At 49.8% G+C, this 19,855-nt stretch carries 15 protein-coding genes; 6 read left to right on the top strand and 9 right to left on the bottom strand.

What is annotated here, in order from left to right; genetic code table 11:
* Positions 1-239: 239 nt before the first annotated feature.
* Entirely contained in the window at positions 240-1,043 is an 804-nt protein-coding gene (gene murQ, locus J7619_RS17815) for an N-acetylmuramic acid 6-phosphate etherase (RefSeq protein WP_291201321.1), read from the top strand.
* Positions 1,044-1,045: 2 nt separating this feature from the next.
* On the opposite strand, the gene J7619_RS17820 is transcribed toward murQ, so the two are convergent.
* The 3 genes from J7619_RS17820 to J7619_RS17830 form a co-directional block, all read right to left on the bottom strand.
* Positions 1,046-2,056 (bottom strand): zinc-binding dehydrogenase, encoded by a 1,011-nt coding sequence (locus tag J7619_RS17820; protein ID WP_291201324.1) that lies wholly within the window; start codon positions 2,054-2,056, stop codon positions 1,046-1,048.
* Positions 2,057-2,151: 95 nt separating this feature from the next.
* A complete protein-coding gene (locus tag J7619_RS17825) occupies positions 2,152-2,940 on the bottom strand; it encodes an NIPSNAP family protein (protein WP_291201327.1) in 789 nt (262 codons plus the stop codon).
* A gap of 101 nt (positions 2,941-3,041) precedes the next feature.
* Positions 3,042-4,073: a type IX secretion system membrane protein PorP/SprF gene (locus J7619_RS17830; RefSeq protein ID WP_291201332.1), complete on the bottom strand. Its 1,032-nt coding sequence runs from the start codon at positions 4,071-4,073 to the stop codon at positions 3,042-3,044.
* A 337-nt stretch (positions 4,074-4,410) separates the two neighbouring features.
* On the opposite strand from J7619_RS17830, the gene J7619_RS17835 reads away from it, so the two are divergent.
* From J7619_RS17835 to J7619_RS17845, 3 genes are all read left to right on the top strand, one after another.
* Entirely contained in the window at positions 4,411-7,167 is a 2,757-nt protein-coding gene (locus tag J7619_RS17835; protein WP_291201334.1) for a PKD domain-containing protein, read from the top strand.
* A 100-nt stretch (positions 7,168-7,267) separates the two neighbouring features.
* Positions 7,268-8,293, top strand: a complete 1,026-nt coding sequence (ruvB, locus tag J7619_RS17840) for a Holliday junction branch migration DNA helicase RuvB (protein ID WP_291201337.1) — start codon at positions 7,268-7,270, stop codon at positions 8,291-8,293.
* Positions 8,294-8,381: 88 nt separating this feature from the next.
* Complete coding sequence (locus tag J7619_RS17845) at positions 8,382-8,807, top strand: (deoxy)nucleoside triphosphate pyrophosphohydrolase (RefSeq protein ID WP_291201339.1); 426 nt, start codon at positions 8,382-8,384, stop codon at positions 8,805-8,807.
* Here J7619_RS17845 and J7619_RS17850 read toward each other — a convergent pair.
* Positions 8,790-10,151 carry a dihydroorotase gene (locus tag J7619_RS17850; protein ID WP_291201343.1) on the bottom strand — a complete coding sequence of 454 codons (1,362 nt, stop codon included), beginning with the start codon at positions 10,149-10,151 and terminating at the stop codon, positions 8,790-8,792. The two genes, J7619_RS17845 and J7619_RS17850, sit on opposite strands and share 18 nt — an antisense overlap.
* Before the next feature lie 75 nt (positions 10,152-10,226).
* On the opposite strand from J7619_RS17850, the gene J7619_RS17855 reads away from it, so the two are divergent.
* Positions 10,227-10,919 carry a ComF family protein gene (locus J7619_RS17855; protein WP_291201346.1) on the top strand — a complete coding sequence of 231 codons (693 nt, stop codon included), beginning with the start codon at positions 10,227-10,229 and terminating at the stop codon, positions 10,917-10,919.
* Positions 10,920-10,977: 58 nt separating this feature from the next.
* Here the strand turns inward: J7619_RS17855 and J7619_RS17860 are convergent, their stop codons facing one another.
* Positions 10,978-12,228 (bottom strand): SUMF1/EgtB/PvdO family nonheme iron enzyme, encoded by a 1,251-nt coding sequence (locus J7619_RS17860; RefSeq protein ID WP_409012745.1) that lies wholly within the window; start codon positions 12,226-12,228, stop codon positions 10,978-10,980.
* A 131-nt stretch (positions 12,229-12,359) separates the two neighbouring features.
* Positions 12,360-15,707 (bottom strand): transcription-repair coupling factor, encoded by a 3,348-nt coding sequence (gene mfd / locus J7619_RS17865; RefSeq protein WP_291201352.1) that lies wholly within the window; start codon positions 15,705-15,707, stop codon positions 12,360-12,362.
* Positions 15,708-15,914: 207 nt separating this feature from the next.
* On the opposite strand from mfd, the gene pnuC reads away from it, so the two are divergent.
* Positions 15,915-16,529 carry a nicotinamide riboside transporter PnuC gene (gene pnuC, locus J7619_RS17870; protein WP_291201355.1) on the top strand — a complete coding sequence of 205 codons (615 nt, stop codon included), beginning with the start codon at positions 15,915-15,917 and terminating at the stop codon, positions 16,527-16,529.
* A gap of 196 nt (positions 16,530-16,725) precedes the next feature.
* Here pnuC and J7619_RS17875 read toward each other — a convergent pair whose 3' ends face one another.
* From J7619_RS17875 to J7619_RS17885, 3 genes are all read right to left on the bottom strand, one after another.
* On the bottom strand, positions 16,726-17,172 hold the full coding sequence (locus J7619_RS17875) for a barstar family protein (protein ID WP_291201358.1): 447 nt from the start codon (positions 17,170-17,172) through the stop codon (positions 16,726-16,728).
* A gap of 70 nt (positions 17,173-17,242) precedes the next feature.
* Complete coding sequence (locus J7619_RS17880) at positions 17,243-18,178, bottom strand: sugar phosphate isomerase/epimerase (protein ID WP_291201360.1); 936 nt, start codon at positions 18,176-18,178, stop codon at positions 17,243-17,245.
* A 123-nt stretch (positions 18,179-18,301) separates the two neighbouring features.
* A complete protein-coding gene (locus J7619_RS17885; RefSeq protein ID WP_291201362.1) occupies positions 18,302-19,810 on the bottom strand; it encodes a c-type cytochrome domain-containing protein in 1,509 nt (502 codons plus the stop codon).
* Positions 19,811-19,855 lie beyond the last annotated feature (45 nt).

Consider the following 19,855-nt stretch of genomic DNA (forward strand, 5'->3'; position numbering starts at 1 on the left):
GCGTGACGATAATTAGGACCGGGACGATAAGAGTCAATTTCATTTTTAGCGTAACCTTTGAGTCTAGCGAAATTTCGCTGCTTTTGACTTGGTGTTACAAATTAGCGGCCTATCTTTTTATTTTCCAAACATTCAGAGCTTTTTTTGTTGTTAATCTACGATAAATACCAAATTTCTTCCCGGTATAAGATCCTTATCGGAAAACATTTAATTTTGAATTCCAAAAACAACGAACCACAATGCTGACAACCGAATCGTCTTCGAACTACAATGACCTCGAAAAAATGAGCGTCCACGATATCCTGACCTCCATTAACCGCGAGGATCAGACCGTGCCTCTGGCCGTTCAGAAATCGATCCCGCAGATCGAGGCGTTGGTTGAGCAGATCGTTCCGAGGATGAAAAACGGCGGCCGCCTTTTCTATATCGGTGCCGGTACCAGCGGACGATTGGGCGTGGTGGACGCCTCAGAATGCCCGCCTACATTCGGCGTGCCATTCGACCTGGTCGTAGGAATCATTGCCGGTGGCGATACTGCCATTCGCAAGGCCGTCGAAAATGCGGAAGACGACTGGAACCAGGCGTGGAAAGATCTCGCGGCCTATGCGCCAAATGAAAATGATACATTAATAGGGATCGCAGCATCCGGCCGTACGCCTTATGTAATCGGAGGACTGAATGAGGCACGTAATGCAGGTTTGCTGACTGGCTGCGTAGTCTGCAACGACGGCTCCGCGGTTGCCAAAGCGTGCGAATACCCGGTCGAAATAGTAGTTGGACCCGAATTTTTGACCGGAAGTACGAGGATGAAATCCGGTACCGCCCAAAAACTGGCGCTGAACATGATTTCAACGTCGGTTATGATCCGGCTCGGCAAAGTAAAAGGGAACAAAATGGTGGATATGCAGCTCACCAATGAAAAACTGGTCAACAGGGCGTTGCGTATGATCATTGATGAACTGAATATCTCGCCCGATGAGGCGCAATCACTGCTGGATGCGCACGGAAGCGTCCGCGCCGCCATCGAATCGGTTAGAAAATAACCTTATACCGAAAGCACAATCTTGCCGAACTGCTGCCCGGAATCCATATAACGCAGCGCCTGTTCGGCTTCTTCGAGTGGAAACACCTTGTCGAGGACTGGTACAATCTGCTTTTCAGCCACGAATTGTACCATGTCGGCAAATTCCTGCTCAGTTCCCATGGTGCTGCCGTATATATTAAGTTGTTTGAAAAACACCTTCGCCGGAACGATGTCGGTGATATTGCCGGTCCCTCCGCCATAGAAGCAAATCCGGGCGCCAGGAGCGGCGATATCGATCAGCTTTGCGAAACCGGGGCCGCCGGCGCTGTCGATAATTACATTAAAATAGCCGGTCTTCGGGCCACGGGCCTTCACCAGCAAATCACGGAACCAGGTCGGATTTTTATAATTGATCCCGCCTTTCGCGCCCATTTCGATCGCTTTCTGTATTTTCTGATCGGAGCCTGAGGTTACCCACACTTCCGCACCAGCGGCAATGGCAATCTGAATCGCAAAAAGCGCCACACCTCCGCCCGCGCCCGTCACAAGCACGCGATCGCCTTCTGTAAACCGGCAACGCGTCATGAGCGAGCGCCAGGCCGTAAGTCCGCCCATGGGCAACGCAGCCGCTTCTTCAAACGACAAATGCGCCGGCTTTTCGGCTAAGTACTTTGCTTCCGTTTTGACATATTCCGCAAATGTGCCATTATCCGGCAGACCGAGAATTTTGTGGTCTTCACTGTAAAAACCGGGATTATCGCCCCAGTTCTGGGACGGATTGATGATCACCTCTTTTCCGATCCAGCTTTTAGCGACACCGTCACCCACTTCGGTCACAATGCCCGCGCCATCGGATCCGGGGATAATAGGGGTTGTAATTCTTGGATAGAGGCCTTTTTGTATCCACACATCCCGGTGGTTGAGCGATGCGGCTTTCAATTCCACGATCACTTCTCCGGGACCCGGGTTCGGTTTTTGGATTTCTTCAATCACCAGCGGCTCATGAAGGTTCTTTAATACTGCGGCTTTCATAATGGTGGTTTTTAAACAAAAAATGATGAACCGGCTTGTCCGGAATGGAACCTGCCCAATTCATCATTTCAAAATGACTTGAACCGTTTCGGATGCTATATATCCGAATATTCGGTGGGATACAAGAAGAAGCTGGTGTTTTTTGAGACGTTGTTCTGATACTCCGGATTTACTTTCAGCTTGTTCCATTCCGCATCTTCGGTGAACGATTTCCAATGCGCGTCACGTGATGCTTTGTTCTCGAAAGTAGTCATGTACATCAGGTTCGGCATGTGGCTGCCCGCGATTACTTCAGCATAGAATACCGCATTGAAACCGAGGCGTTTGAACAACGGAACTTCGCCGCCTACATTGAACATCTTCACCTTGTTCTGGTAAATTTTCTCAGTATGCCCTTCATAACTACGCAGTTCGTACACCCTTTCGCTTTTCGGTCCCGTCAGGTTGGGCTTCATGTGCACGGGCGCTTCCGTGAAGGCCTGGAGTACTATTGACTCAAAGCGTGCATACGGCGGATTTTTGTAATTCGCTTCGATATAGTCCTTTCCTGCCGAAGCATATGCGGCATCTTTGTCCAAAGTTTTAGGCAAAGTCAGCAGGAGTTCGAGGGATTTAATGGGGGTCAAGACATAAATCAGCTTTCCTGCCATAGTATCCGTCGGCACGGGCTTAAAAACACCTACATTCTTGATTCCGGCGCGATGGGCTGCGGGAACATATGCATCTTTCAGGAAAGCTTCCACGCGTGCTTCCTGATCCGCGTTTTTAAGGTGATAGATTTTGATCTCGTAAAATTCCCGCTTTGGAGCTGCCGCTACGGCGCTCAATGCAACCACGAGCAGCAAAAGGGTAAAAAGGAAATGAAGGTTTCGGTAATTGGACATAGTCGTCAAAATGACATTTAATAGTGATTTAACCACCAAAAAAGACTTTGTCCCCGGAAGTTTACCCTATTTCCATTCGTACTAATTTTTTTCGAAGCGCATCAGAATTTCGGGCACGAAAGCTGCCGCTTGCGGGTTTTCGGACGCTTAGGTTTTGATTCAAGCGGTGCGAAAACGTAGGAAAGTGAAATTTCATGCGCACCGCCGCTCCCTGCACCCAATGTAGAAATGGTTAGGTCATAGCTATAACCGATCGAAAACTTATCCTGGCGATAGCCTGCCAGGAATATCAGCGATTCATGGTTATTGATGTTCTGCTCGTATTTCTTAAAAGGAATCCCACGGTACCATGCTCCAATGACCAGGGGCTCGATCGTCACATACATGCCGGCATCGAACTGGTCGTATTTGCCCTGCTTTTTATACATGATAGCGGGAGAAATTGTCTTTTCCTTATCGATTTCGTCGCCCAGGAATGTATAACCCGCAAATGGAATGCGCAAACCTGCCTGCAAACTGGCCTTCACCGGCAGACGTGCCTCTGTAAGTTCTGAAAATGCCTGATTGGGACGGTTAAGGTGATGTGCCGAAATACCTGCCCAATACCAGTCGGAATAGAGCATTGCACCCGCACCGAAATCGGCGTAAAACACATTAGGGCCGCCTTTTGCAAATGGATCTTCCGAAGGCTGGCCGGTCAACCCGCCATTATTATATTGGTCTCCGAATGTCAACCCGAAGTAATCGAGCGTTCGCGAGGCAAAACCACCCTGAATGCCAAGGCGCAGCGAAGTCAGTTCGTTGAACTGGATCTGGTAAGAGTATTGCAACGCCGCTTCGGTCGATTTAAGGTTTCCCAACCCCTGGCTGTCCATGGTCACCAGCACGCCCAAACCGCTGTTGTAGTTGGGCAGGAATACGTCGGCTCCTATCGAAGTAGTCACGAAGTTCGCCGACAATGAAGGCCATTGGTTACGGTAATTGATGGTTGCACGAGGCGCCAGCGCCCCTCCGGCCAACGCCGGGTTTAAGTACAACGGGTTTGCATAGAACTGCGAAAATTGCGGATCCTGGCTCCAACCTTTCAGGCAAAGCAGTGTCAGTAGGAAGAGAGTAAGTAAACGCTTGATCATAGATTTATTGGCTTGCCGCTTGCCGAAAAACGGACACGTTCCGGGCTCAAAAAAATTACCTGATTAATTTCACAAATTATCCTCAAATTGCGTATTAATATTCAAATTAGAGTGGTTTTTACGACATTACCGCACAAAATTTTAACATTTTATTTTCGTTAGTAATGTCGGGTAACTTGAATATTCTTTGAGACGGTAGGGGTGTTTGAACAAGTAACGAAACATGGGGCGATTTTATAATAGATACCACCGATTTTTTTATGTCCTCTGCCTGCTCATGCTCCTCATCGGTGCAGGTGCCATGGCTCAAAAGCCCTTTCTGGTAAAAAACCAGTGCATGCTGAACCCCGACTGCGAGGCGGACTCCACTTCATTCAGCGATACGGTGAAAGTGGCTACCAAGTGGCAATGGAGCTTCGGCGAAGGTGGCGCTACCGATACCCGGCGCAATGCGCAGCATTCCTACCAGTCGCCCGGAGCATACACGGTTACACTGGTCCGGACGCTCGCGAACGGCACTAGTGAAACTGTCACACAAGTAGTTAATATCGGTGAAATTCCCCCTCCATTCCAGCAATGGCGCCGGGACACCACCATTTGTAAAGGGGACACGATTACGCTCGACCCGTACCCGAGCGGAGCCCCAGCAGGAGCCCAATATATCTGGTACCCCAAAGGAGATACGACGCAAACGCTGAGAGTGGATAGCTCCGGCTGTTACTCCGTGGAGGTGATCGTAAATGGCTGTAAGATACAGGACCGGATCAATGTCAAGATTTGTATGGAACCCCAGGCGCAGGAAGGCTCCAAATGGTATTTCGGGGGAAATGCGGGACTTGATTTTTCCAACACGCCTCCCAGCCCGCTAACAGATGGTAAACTGAACACCCCGGAAGGAACTTCGTCCATTGCCAATTCGAAAGGGCAGCTACTCTTCTACTCCGACGGTATTAAAATATGGAATAAGAACGGGGATGAAATGACCTGTACGTTCGGGGCGTGCGCGCCCATGAAGGGTAGTCCCAACTCGACACAATCTGTGCTCATTGTGCCCCAGCCGACTTGCAGAGGGTGCGAATACCTCTATAATGTATTTACAACTTCGGATATTAATGGTGAGAAGCTGCTAACCGTAAGCGTCGTCGATATGCGTCGCAATCACGGTCTGGGTCAGATTATTGAGCAGAACACCACTCTTCAAACACCCACCACGGAACGCATTGCCTCCGTTCGTAATAATGCCGACAGCACTTACTGGGTCATTTCCCACGACTATGGCACCAACAAATTTCGCATTTTCCACGCCACCACAGGCGGGCTAGTGGAAGTTGCCGCACCCGAGCTCGGTATGCCGCACGACAGTACCAATAAGGCCGAGGGTTATATGAAATTCTCGTCGCCCGACAGTACCACCGGCCTTCGTCAGCTCGCCGTGGTCATTCCAGGCCCAGCACGCAACTATGTGGAGTTGTTCAGTTTTGACGATTCGACGGGCGTATTAACCTACAAAAAAACAATGGACCTCGGCCCCGCGCCACCCATTGCATATGGTATCGAATTTTCGCCTACCGGTGAGAAAATGTACGTCTCATTCCAGGGCGAAAACGGCACAAAATCCCTTTTAAAACAGTATGACCTCACATTGCCCGATAGTTTGGTCATCGAAACGGCCATTACCATCGACAGTTCCGCCACGCAAAAATTCGGGGCTTTGCAGTTCGGGCCGGATGGGCGGATCTACATGGCTATTCAAGGGAGTGAATACCTGGCGACGATAGGCGAACCAGAAGGAAATTCGTTAACCGGCGTCGACTATGAACGCGACGGGGCCAATCTGGGCGGTAAAAAAAGTCAGTTGGGTCTTCCGAATATGGTCCAGGATTTTACTCAGGAATCACAAGGCCCAGGTTTTGAGGCAGACGGCTTCTGTACCAATGAGCCTACCAAGTTCCAGGCCAGTCCGATGTGTGACCCGATCGAAGATACCTATTCCTGGGATTTCCTCGGGAACGGTCAGTTTACTACGCCTTCCAAAACACAACAGACTACTTACACTTACACAAAACCGGGCACCTACATGGTGGCTATGCGTGCTACCAACAAATGTACCGACACGACAATCGTGCAGGCGGTTACCATTTATGAAACGCCTTCCAATATCGACCTCGGCAAGGACAAAGACACTTGCGGTGCCTATGTCCCGCTGGACATGAAGGTCAAGGCGGAAATTTACAGATGGATCTACCGCGGCCGGGTCGTAGGTCGTGGCCCTACCTACAACGCCACATCTACGGGCCGCTACATTGCCATCGCCTTCAACGGCCCGCAAGGTGATTGCTACGCAGCCGACACGATCGAAATTACATTGCGGAAACCGCCTGCCTTCTCCATTGGGCCCGATACGACCTTGTGCCGTGACAGCTCTGTTGTCCTTCGCGTGGAAAGCGACCGCTGGATCGAATTTAAATGGAGCAACGGTGAGGAAACCCGCGAAGTGACGATTGGCCAACCCGGGCAATATATAGTGGTAGTAAAAGACAGAAATGACTGCTACAACTCCGATACCGTCAAAATAGGCGAGCGTCCTTCTCCTATTCTGGGCCTGGCGCCAGAAAATTTCATTTGTATTCCCGATGGCCAATCAGTCGTACTTGATGCCAATGGAAGGGAATCCTACGAATATCTCTGGCCGCATTCCGGCGACACGACGAAAACAATTACTGTCAACCAGGAAGGGAAATACACGGTTCGGGCCACTAACAAGGAGGGCTGTGTTGTCGAACAATCTACCGAAGTGATTGACAAATGCGAGCCGCGGTTCTTCATCCCCGACGCGTTCACCCCCGATGGCGAAGGGCACAATGAGATCCTGCAAGTGTTCGGAGCATATTATACCAATTTTTCGATGCGCATTTACAACCGCTGGGGCGAGGTTATTTTCGCCACTACCGATATCGAGGCGCGTTGGGACGGTACTTATAAGGGCCTGAAAGTACAGCCCGGAAGCTACCCTTATATCATTTCCTACGAAGCACTTTATTATCCCGAACGCAACCCGGTCATGAAGCGCGGATCGGTAATGGTGATCCGCTAGCCTTTCCTTTGCAGATTAAATCAATTATTTTTGGTTAAATAATATCAAACCAGCCGCCATTAAACCGGACGGCTGGTTTTCACTATCTGTTCAACCGACTATGCGCCAGGATTATCTGTCCGGAGATAAAGAAAACCTTTCCAATACCGATAAAGACATCGAACGCGCACTGCGACCGTTGTCTTTCGAGGATTTTACCGGACAGGACAAGATTCTCGAAAACCTGAGAATATTTGTGCAGGCTGCCCGCCAGCGGGGCGACGCGCTCGACCACGTGCTGCTGCATGGCCCTCCGGGTTTGGGGAAAACTACATTATCAAATATTATTGCCAATGAGCTCGGTTCGGGGATCAAGATCACATCCGGCCCGGTACTCGATAAACCCAGCGATCTCGCCGGCCTGCTGACCAACTTACAGGAGCACGACGTCCTTTTCATCGACGAAATCCACCGCCTGAACCCCATCGTGGAGGAATACCTGTATTCGGCCATGGAGGATTATAAAATCGATATTATGCTCGATAGCGGGCCAAATGCCCGCAGCATCCAGATCGGCCTGAATCCCTTCACGCTCATAGGCGCTACTACGCGCGCGGGTATGCTTACGTCCCCTTTGCGTGCGCGGTTCGGGATCAATGCGAGGCTCGAATATTACGATGCACAGTTACTATCATCCATTCTGAAACGTTCGGCGGCCATTCTGGGCACTCCTTTGGAAGAAGATGCTGCATATGAAATTGCCCGACGCAGCCGCGGCACCCCACGCATCGCCAATAACCTGCTGCGCAGGACCCGCGATTTCGCGCAGGTAAAAGGTAATGGCCGCATTACCGTAGCCATCGCCGAAATGGCCTTACAGGCGCTGGATGTGGATCAAAACGGACTGGATGAAATGGATAACCGCATTTTGAGCACCATTATTCAGAAATTCAAAGGCGGACCAGTTGGCTTATCCACTATTGCCACTGCCTGTGGTGAAGAAGCCGATACGATTGAGGAAGTATATGAGCCGTTTCTGATTCAGGAAGGTTATATCAAACGCACGTCCCGCGGCCGTGAAGTGACCGAAAAAGCATTCAGACATCTGGGTATTTTACCGCGGCACCGCTCGGGCGAATTGTTCTGAGCGTTAACTTTTTAAGAAGTTCTAACATTCACGTACAACATAACCCTGAAAATTGTAATTTTGCGGTAAATTAGCGTAACCGCCTCCTATGATCGAAGTACTGGTTTCCGAAAAGTTGGTAGTGAGAGTGCCCTGTGCTGTAATTGAACATAATGGAAAAGTACTCGCCGGGCAACGAAGCGCAGCCTTGTCGTTTCCTCTCCAATGGGAATTCCCCGGAGGAAAGCTCGAAAAAGGTGAAACCGACGAGCAAGCATTGCTCCGTGAGATCATGGAGGAGCTCAATGTAACTGTCGAAATCGTCGATAAACTTCCGGAAACTTCCAAAGACCAAGGCTGGCGTGAGATCGTGTTGGTGCCGTTCGTTTGCAAAGTGGACACCATTGATTTTGTCCTCACCGAGCACGAGCAAATCCTCTGGCTGGATGCCGAAGACCTACCTACCCTCGACTGGACAGAGGCCGATCTGAATGTGATCCAAAACTACTACGATTACCTAGCGGCTAAAAGTTAACCGCTTTCCTTTCACCGTTTCATCAAATTTCCCGTTTTCATAAACCAGGTGTCCCGACACGAACGTGTGCGTAATGCGCGAATGGAATTCCGTGCCTTCAAACGGCGACCAACCGCATTTGGAGTAAATGTTGGATTTGTCAACCTGCGTGGTAGCATTCAAATCGACAAGGATCAGATCCGCCCAATAACCTTCACGGACGTAGCCACGATCTTTGATATTGAAAAGATCGGCCACTGCGTGGCTCATTTTTTCGGCTACGCGGTCAATCGAAATCTTTCCTGCTTTGCTTAATTCAAGCATTACGTTCAAAGTATGCTGTACCAGCGGCAAGCCTGAGGGTGCCTGCCAGTAATGCTGTGCTTTTTCCTCAATCGTATGCGGTGCGTGGTCGGTTGCTATCACGTCGATACGGTTGTCCAGCACCGCTTGCAGGATCGCTTCCTTGTGGTGCGGCGCCTTGATCGCGGGATTGCATTTGATATCATTTCCCAATCTCCGGTAATCCTCTGCGTCGAACCACAAATGATGTACGCATGCTTCGGCTGTTACCAGCTTGGGCTGCCCGTTCGCGAGCAGAATTTTACCGTTGCTTCGGATGCCAGGTTCAAACAAATGTACTTCATTACCCGTAGAAATGTGCAGGATATGCAGGCGCGTCCCGTGCTTGTGCGCAAGTGAGCTTGCGAAAGTGGATGATTTGAGACAGGCCTCCTCATTCCGGATCAATGCATGAATGTCATACGGTACATCATCGCCGTACTTATCCTTGAAATAAGCCATCCGGGCCTTTACGGTCGGCTCGTCTTCACAATGCGTTGCAATAATGCAGGGGGCGTTGGCGAAAAGCTTTTCGAGCACCTCCGGCGCGTCGACGAGCATATTACCTGTGGAAGAGCCCATAAATATTTTGATACCGCATACTTGTGTGGGATCAGTACGCATTACCTCATCATAGTTGTCGTTCGACGCGCCCATGAAGAAGGAATAGTTCGCCAGGGAAGTGTTGGCGCCGATTTGGTATTTATCTTCCAGCAACTGCTGTGTCAGCGTGTTCGGAACCGTATTCGGCATTTCCATAAAAGAGGTAACCCCTCCGGCAACGGCCGCTTTCGATTCGGTGTAGATATTCGCCTTGTGCGTGAGCCCCGGCTCGCGAAAATGTACCTGGTCGTCGATCACACCGGGCATCAGAAAGAGCCCCTTTGCATCAATCACTTTGTCCGCTTGCACATGCTGCATATCCCTTTCGATTTTTTTAATGTGACCATTTTCAATTAGTACGTCTAAATACTGAACCTGGTTTTCATTTACGACCTGGGCATTTAAGATCAGCGTTGTCATGTGCGGCGGCGATTGGATTGATGTCGTGCAAAGGTATTCAGACCGGTTGAAATTCACTCATTGAATCACACAAAAATGAACCTGAAACAACTCATCCGTGATTTTGCAGACCTGCTGTTTCCCCGTTGCTGTGAGAGCTGCGACCGGGTATTGCAAGGAAATGAAGCGACCATCTGCACGCTTTGCCGCATTTCGTTGCCGCGTGTCATGACCGATGGCTTGAACAGCGAATCACTCGCATTCAAGTTTGTGAACCTTCCCGAAGTGCATTCAACCCATTCATTTTTACTTTTTACAAAGCGAGGTAAGGTACAGAGGCTTTTACATGCGCTGAAATACAAGGGGAACAAGGATGTCGGGATATTGCTCGGGCAGATGTTCGGTCAGGAATTGAAAGCAATGGGGCATGTACCGGAAGCAGAGATTATCCTGAGCATCCCGCTTCATCCTAAAAAGCGGAAGCAACGAGGCTACAATCAAAGCGATCTGCTTGCGGAAGGCTTTTCCAGAGCGACAGGCATCCCGTGGTCCGGGGCAATGCTTGAGCGTATTAAGTACACGGCCACACAAACCGGCAAAACCAAAATGGAAAGAAGGGAAAACGTGCAAGGCGTATTTACTGTGAAACAGGGCTTTGCGCCCAGGAGCGTAATCCTGATCGACGATGTACTTACTACCGGAGCAACTTTGGAGGAATGTGCCAGAACCTTACTGGCCGTCGGTTGCAAGCGGTTTCATATCCTTACCATCGCATTGGCCCAGCATTAAAACAAAAGTGCCGCGATTCCGGAGAACCGCGGCACTTTTGTTTATATTATCTTAAATCCTACTCTTTGTGTGTTCCGGTCGCGATCATCGCGCAACGGAAACCTACCATCGCAGTAGCGGAATCCTGATCCATGTAACGGCGTGTTCCCGGAGACAGCCAGTAAGCCACGTCAGCCCATGAACCACCTTTATAAACTCTCAGTTTGTCGTCAACCATTGAGTTGTTGTTCTTGCTATCGTAGTTTTTGGCCTCATCCTGGTAGCCATCGCGACGGAAAGAGTTCAGGTCGTTTACATCGCTGTTTGAAAGCGGACGATACACGTCATAAACCCACTCGCTTACGTTACCTGCCATGTCGTAAAGACCGTTGTCGTTAGCAGGATACGACCGGATTTCCTGTGTGATGATCGCTCCGTCATTGGATTTACCCGCGATACCGGCATAGTCACCAGGACCACGTTTGAAGTTTGCGAGCATTGTTCCTTGTTTCCGGCCACGCGGGTTACGCATCGTAGAACCATCCCATGGATAAATTCTTGAGTTAGCCTGGTTCTCATCCGAATATTGTGTTCCGATCATCGCCATAGCAGCATATTCAAACTCGGCCTCTGTCGGAAGGCGGTATGGAGGCATTACGTAGCCACTTTCGATGCGAAGTTGTGGTGCAGGAGCGTCAGCAGCTGCAACAGCCTCGCCTTCCGCTTTTTTCTTCTTGCCGAAAGAGAACCCCTTTTTCTTCTTACCACCTGCGGCAGCTGCGCCCTTGGCGTTATTAGCCTGGCTCACGGCAGCGGTACGCCATGCACAGTAGTCATTGGCCTGAACCCACGATACACCAACCACCGGATAGAGGCGGAAGCCGGGGTGACGCAGGTACATCGTCACATAAGAGTCATTGAATGACAGTTCGTTATACCAAACTGTTGTATCAGGAAGCGCCTTGGCGTAAAACTCCTCCGAAGAATCTTTCTGGATCGCATTCAGGTATTCGAGGTAGTGAACGTTTGCCACTTCCGTCTGGTCCATGTAGAACGACTGGATACTGACAGTCCGTTTCGGGTTATCCCGGCGTGCCATCACATCTTCTTCCAAAGAACCCATCGTAAAACGGCCACCTTCAATGTACACTAGGTCAGGACCGGCTGGCAAAGCTTTGTACTGCTTTACTTCAAACCCGTCTTTGCCGTTGTAAGCCAAGCCTGTTTTGGAGCTGGTCTTGCCAGGTTTCAAGCTGGTTGGCTTCTTTTTACTACACGCAGTTGCCGCTAATAACACTATCAGAATCAGCGCGATCGACCGGGTACCCATCTTTTGCATGCAAATCATTGCTTTAAAGTGACTTAAGTGTTTGGTATTTTATAGTATGCGAAACCGCAAATGTATGAAATCAATCGATATTATTTTTAAAAATCAATTATCAGGTAACCGAGGCCCGCTTGCTACCGGGTCATTTCCATCAACACCTGGCGTGCCTGATCAATGCTTTTGATATCTTCACAAATCAGTATCAGCTTGCCTTTCTGATCTTTAAGCGAAATTTGCTTAGGGTGTTTTTTAATGTAATCGATCACCTGCCCGAACTTCGCCGACTGAAAGAATTCGTCATTCTGCGAAGTAACGAAGTAGCCTTTCATCGTATTGCTTTTCAAAGTCAGTTTTTCGAACTGCAAAGCCTCTGCCTCCCAGCGTAAACGCACCGTTTTCAGCAAATCCTGCACCTCATGCGGCACCGGGCCAAAACGGTCGAGGATTTCTTTCTCAAATTTCCCGAGCTCGTCCTCTGTCGCAATATTATCGAGGCGGGTATATAACGACAACCTTTCGGAAATATTTTTGACGTAATCATCCGGTATCAATGTCGCGAAATCGGTTTCGATCTGCGTGTCCGGTACCAGGTTTTTCGGCAGGCTGAATACTCCTTCGAACAGGTCCTTGAATTCGTTACTTTTCAGTTCCTGAACGGCCTCGTCGAGCATTTTGTGGTAGAGTTCGTAACCCAGATCATTCACAAAACCGCTTTGCTCCGCGCCCAGCAGGTTACCCGCACCGCGGATGTCGAGGTCACGCATCGCTACTTTAAATCCGTCGCCTAGATCCGAAAACTCTTCCAAGGTCTGTAAACGTTTCCGCGAATCGCTCGCCAACGTCGATACCGACGGCGTGAGCAGGTAACAAAATGCCTTCCGGTTGGAGCGTCCCACGCGCCCGCGCATTTGGTGCAGGTCGGAGAGCCCGAACATGTGCGCGGAGTTGATAATGATGGTATTCGCATTCGCGATATCGATCCCGGATTCGATGATATTGGTCGAAACCAGAATGTCGTACTCGCCTTCGATGAAGTTCATCATTACTTTTTCCAGCTTGTCACCGTCCATTTGTCCGTGTGCGACGCCTATGCGTACATCGGGCACGAGGCGAAGAATAATGTTCGCAATCGATTCAATATCATTGACCCGGTTGTGAACAAAAAACACTTGTCCACCCCGCTGCACCTCAAAACTGATCGCGTCGCGGATAAATTCCTCACTGAATGTATGTACTTCCGTCGTTACAGGCTGCCTGTTGGGCGGCGGCGTCGCGATTACTGAAAGGTCACGCGCGCCCATGAGCGAGAAATGCAGCGTACGCGGAATCGGGGTTGCGGTAAGCGTGAGCACGTCCACATTCACGCGCATTTCCTTCAACCTGTCTTTGGCTTTTACCCCAAACTTCTGCTCCTCATCGACGATCAACAGGCCGAGGTCTTTGAATTTGACATCCTTATTCAAAATCCGGTGGGTACCGATCAAAATATCGATTTTTCCTTCCTCGGCTTGTTTCAATGTATCCTTGATCTCTTTCGCAGATTTGAAGCGGTTGATATACCCCACCCGGGCCGGAAAATCGGCAAGTCGCTCGCTGAATGTCTTGAAATGCTGCATGGCCAGAATCGTCGTAGGAACGAGTACGGCCACCTGCTTGCTGTCGCAAACCGCCTTGAATGCGGCCCGGATCGCGATTTCGGTTTTACCAAAGCCTACATCCCCACACACCAGCCGGTCCATCGGGTGACCTTTTTCCATATCATCCTTCACATTGGCGGTCGCGGTTGCCTGGTCGGGCGTATCTTCATATATAAAGGACGATTCGAGCTCTACTTGCAGGTAATTATCCTTCGAGAACGGGAACCCGGGCGCCTGACGGCGTTTGGCATACAATGCGATCAGTTCGTGCGCAATGTCTTTGAGCTGCTTCTTAACCTTCGATTTTTTAGCCTCCCATTCGCCCGAGCCCAATTTGCTCATCGCAGGCGGAGTCCCTTCTTTACCGGTGTATTTCGCGATTTTGTGCAGGTTATGCACACTCACGTAGAGCAAATCGTTATCTCGATAAATAAGCCGCACCGCTTCCTGCTCCTTCCCATTCACATCCTTCCGCTCCATTCCGGCAAAACGGCCGATCCCGTAGTCAACGTGCGTGACGAAATCACCTACCTGCAAGGATTTCAGCTCTTTCAAGGTCATCGCCTTGGATTTGCTGAACTTCTCTTTCAGGCGATATTTATGAAAACGGGCGAAAATCTGGTGATCGGTATAGCACGCCACTTTCAGGTTTTCGTCCACAAAACCTTCCCGCAGCGAAATGTGCATCGGCCTGAATTTCACGAACGGGTCGAGGTCCTCGAAAATGCGTTCCAGACGATCGAGCTGCTTGGGTTGCTCGGCAACGATGATATTCACATAGCCTTTGTTCTGATTATCAGACAAATCATCCAAAAGCCGCTTAAAATCCTTGTTAAAAGAAGGCTGCGGTTTCGAAGAATAGGGCAGCTTGATTTCGGTTTTAAAATAGGATTTCTTACCGAATTCAACCGTTTTGAACTTCTTGACCTGATTCAGAAATCCGCGGCGTGTTTCGAAAAGCTCCTGCGGGTTCGAAACGATCTGTACACCACCCCCTGTCACTTCTTCCAGCGCTTTTTCGGCCCTTTCAAAGCATTTTTCAATCACCTCCAAAGTCAATTCCGCATCCTTGAACCAAATAGCGGTTTCATCGGCAAAGAAACTCAGGAACGAATCACGTGTTTCATGCGAGAGCTTTTGCTGGATATCCGGCACGATATTGATTTGCTTCGCACTTTCGATGGAGAGCTGCGTATCAGGGTCGAACGAGCGGATACTTTCCACTTCGTCGCCAAAGAGCTCGATCCGGAACGGATGCTCATTGGCGAACGAAAATACGTCGAGAATACCCCCACGCACCGAAAACTGACCTGCTTCGAACACAAAATCAGTGATCTCGAAACCGTAACTATTCAAAAACTCAGTCAGAAATGCAGGATCCAGCTTTTCGCCGACTTTGACCGAAAAAGTATTGGCTTTCAGTGACCGCTTGTTGATCACTTTCTCAAACAATGCTTCCGGATAAGTCACAATCTGCACCGGCGTGCTGCGGCCTGCGCTGAGCTTGTTCAGTATTTCGCCGCGCATGAGCACATTGGCGTTGTCTACCTCTTCGTAATGGTAAGGTCTTTTATAAGATGTAGGATAAAAAAGGACCTCGGTAGCGCCCAACAGGTTTTGCAGGTCGTTCTGAAAATAAGCTGCTTCCTCGCGATCGCTAAGGATGTACAATGCCGGTGCCTTCTTCTTGTGCTGCACGGCCGCGGCAATCACCGCATCGAGGCTTCCTACCAATCCCTTTATCTGCACATGCGCCGCTTCCGCGTCCCTTGAGGCGATCTGCGCGGTCAGCACATCCATGTAGCTGTCGCCTCCGTATAGTGTTAATAAGTCTTTAACTTCCAATTATGTCAAATGCTGTGCAGCCTCAACCGCAGTGAACGTAAACGCAAAAAGCCGTTTCGGGAAATTTCCCGACCGGCAAAACAAATAACAATGGCTGGCCGCATTTTGTTGCTGTAACCAACCGGGCTACAAAAATAGCCGTAAATCATTCCGTGTGAAAATCGGTCAGATCATTTTATTTTTACCTTTTCTCATCTCAATTCCCTCATGACCGACTGGCTTAATCAACCTGTTTCGTTGGCAGGACTACCTACCACAATACTCGAAATCCTGGGTTTCATCACCGGCGCGATCTGCGTTTACCTCAACACCCGCCAGAATGTGCTCGGCTGGTTTTTCGGGATTATCAATGCGGTGTTGTACGGAGTGGTTTTCTGGCAGGTAAGATTATATGCCGACATGGGCTTGCAGGGTTATTACTTCCTGACAAGCATCTACGGCTGGTGGATGTGGAAATTCGGCGGACAAAACCACGACGGCCTGCGCGTTACGCGCACACCCGTGAAGCTCTACCCGATTTTCGGGTTGATTTTTATCGCAGTAACCGTCTCCTGGGGCTTTTTACTCGGCAAATTTACCAATGCGAGCCTCACCTACGCCGACTCCGCACTGACGATCGCCAGCCTGATCGGCCAATGGATGATGGCCCGCAAATACCTCGAAAACTGGATCATCTGGATCATCGCCGACGCGGCTTATGTGGTTGTGTATTTCTACAAAGACCTCCACCTCACTGCAATTTTGTACGGCGTCTTTCTCATACTTGCGGTTACCGGATTCGTACAGTGGCGTAGGGACGTTGTCAGGTATGGTCATGTGTAGTAAGGAATGGTCATTGGTAGCCAGGTATGGTCATTGATGGTCAGGTGTAGTCATGAATGACTTGGTAGTTAGGAATTAGTCTTGTCTAAATCTCCTCCACTCAGGCTACACTTGACAACTCCTGACTATTCTTGACAACGCATGACAGTTCCTGACAACACATGACAAAAACTAACGCCCGATTATGAGCGACGTATCAGTCGAGCGTGTCGAACGGGATTTCCTGATCTTCGAGCAATGTGCGGATGCGTGCCGAGTCCTGAAAGACGATTTGCAGTTCCTTTTTCGCAACACCTTCCTCTTCTTCATCCAGCCATTTCCAGTCTTCGGCTGTGGCGTCGAAAATATCAATGATCGTCAGAAGTTTTTCTTCCGATTTTTCCTTCGAAAGCCACTCGCCTGAATTTCCGATGTAAATAATGACCTTCTTTTCATGGATCCATTCGAGGTCATTCAGCATCTCGTCGAGTGCATCGAGGTTTTTGCCGGAATAATCGGGAAAATGCATGGCAGCGGCGATCGCATCGTGGAAATCTTTGATGGATGTTGCTTTGGCTCCGTCAATATGGGCTACAAATGCACCCAGGAACGTTTTACGGACATCAGATTCTTCCCGGGCCAGCAGGAAGTGTGTGTTTTTCATAGAGTCGTTGATTTAAAACACTGCAAGTTAGAGAAAAATGGCCGTGCAAAACCATCCTTTCAGCAGTGTTTTATTTCAAATACCGCTTTCTTAACAAATGCATCATATGGACATTGATACCCCACTGATCTGATAGCGGCTGGTGCGTAAAAGGCACCGTCGGCTGGTAATTTGGCGGCCCGAATTCAGTCAGGACGGTCAGCGTTTCACCACTTTTGACTTTGTATTCCACCACTTTGTCCCACCAGGCCAGATGCGCCTTCACAGCGGCCTCCCACTCGGGCGCACGCGGGTCGTTTACCTGCGGGCCTTCCTCATGCCCTACGCGCGAGTGTATGTGGCCCACGCGTGTGAGCGCGAGCTGAACGGTTTCCTCCTGGTCCTGCAAGAGGCTTTCATGTACATTGCACCAATGAGAAATATCGAGCGTAAGCCTCAATGCAGGATTTTTCTCAATAAAATTTCTGGCTACGTGTGCGGCGAAAAGCATGCGTCCCCGATGGGTTTCATGGTAAATAGGAATGCCGCTTTTGGTCGAAGCCTCGGTGGTATGGTCGATAAATGCCTTGTTTTGTTCGTAAGTAAAATGGTCGCGGCCGCTGTGGCAATTGATGTAAAGCGGCTTCACCGGCCATTGCGTGGTAGCAGCATCGATCTGCGATTTGAATGCATTCAAATGCGTTTTATAATCCCGCTCACCCGATCCGCAGAGAAACCCGACTTCAAGGTTATGCTTTTTCAATGCCTCAAAAAGCTCTTTCTGTTTGTCTTTCGAACCCTGCCACCACATCTCAATGCCATCATAACCTTCTTTTTTAACAGCAGCACAAAACTGGTCGGTCGTACCCTGAAAGCCCCAGTTGGTACCGAGTACTTTCAATGATAGTTTATTTTCAAACTGCACGACCGCTTTATTCGCATCGGCTATGGATTCAAAAGTGGTCAATGCGCCGGCTGTGGTGACTGCGGCGGCTGTGGTGTTATTAATGAAATCCCGGCGGGTCATTTTAATGTTGAATGATTGAATGACTGAATGATTGAATAGTCGGTATGGTCAGGGGTGGTCATTAGTCAGGTATTGTTCTAAATCAACTAATGACCATTCCTGACTACACTTGACAAGGCCTGGCTATTTCTTGGACGCCGCAACCGGCTTGGTCGCCGTGCTATCGCCTGCTTTCAGGAACTGCGCCACCTCGGCCTCGCTGAAGCCGTTGACGATCTGCAAGCCCGGCGACTGCTTCGCTGCTTGTGCTACGGCGCTATCGGTCACACCCGATTGCCAGACGTAAATCGAACGCAGGCCCTTCATTGCTGCGATGTTTTTCAATCCCGCATCGCCCATTTTCGTGTCGATCACATTCAGATATTCCAAATGCGGCAGGCTTTTGATCTGTCCAATGCCCTGGTCGGTCACACCGGTGTGTTCCAGATGTAGCTTCGTGAGATTCTTCAATTTGGCGATTTCCTTCAGTCCGCCATCTGTAATCTGGGTACCACCCAGTTTCAGCCAGGTTACCTGCTCTGCAACAGGCAAAAGCAATGCGATGTCCTTGTCGCTGAACTGCGGCGCATTGACAGCACTCACTTCCAGCAGATTCTGGTCTTGTGATAATGTATTGACAATCAACCCTGCTTTCCGCAAAGCCTGGATATCACTTTCTTTCGCTGGGGAAACCTTCAATGAGGCGATGGCCGATTCCTTCTGCTTAACCCCACCGGAGCCGCCGGTCGCAGAACCACCGCCCAAAGACGCCAATGCAGGCTTTACCTGATCAGGTACAGTCAGTTCCGACACTTTTTTATCCGCGGGAGCCCCCTGGTCAATCCACCAGGATAGCAAGGCGATCTGCTCAGTGCTCAGCTGTGGTTTGCCTTTTGGAGGCATGTGGTTATCATCGCTTTCGTCCAGCAGGCAGCGTTTGATCATGTCGCTCTCGGCACCTTTGCCTGCCACCAATGCAGGGCCATTTTCACCGCCTTTCATGAGCAAAGCCAGCCCATCCATCCGCAAATCACCCTTTTTCTTGCTTGCATTGTGGCATTGGGTACAGCGCGCTTCGAGTATCGGCTGGACAATATCTTTATAAACAACCGCCTGCTGCACATCGGTTATCGGCTTAATTTCCTTCACTTTTTCTTCCATTGGGTCCATTCCTGCGAGACTGCGGAACGGCTCCGGCGTGTATTGGGTGAGGTAGCCATCGCCGTGCGTCAGCGAACCGCCGTCGTGGCCGGCCGTCATGGTCAGTAACAACGCCACAGCGAATGCAGGCAAGTAAACCGCTTTGCCAAAAGCTATTTTCCCGGCTAACCTGTTCGATTTGACGAGCCATGCAATCCAGGCAAACACCGCCACACCAATGCCTTTCCACATGTGTGCGCCCAGAAGATCTTCGTCATACCCCCCGCCCAACGACAACAGGTAACCCGCAACGCAGGCAAAAGTGGCGCTCACCGCCGACCAAAACAGCACAAAAACCACCGTAGATTCACTCACTGAAACCTTGCCGGTCCTACGACCGATCTCGATAAAGGCTGCAATCAAGAGAAAACCAATAGGTAAATGCACCAGCACAGGGTGAAATCGCCCGATAAAAAGTGCCCATGGCGACGCTTCAAGAAGAGGAATAAGCATACCGGAAATCAACATTAAGGGGTTAGGATTATTCAAAAATCAATG

Origin of the sequence: Dyadobacter sp., from assembly GCF_017744695.1 — a bacterium.
In the GTDB taxonomy this organism is placed as follows: Bacteria; Bacteroidota; Bacteroidia; order Cytophagales; family Spirosomataceae; genus Dyadobacter.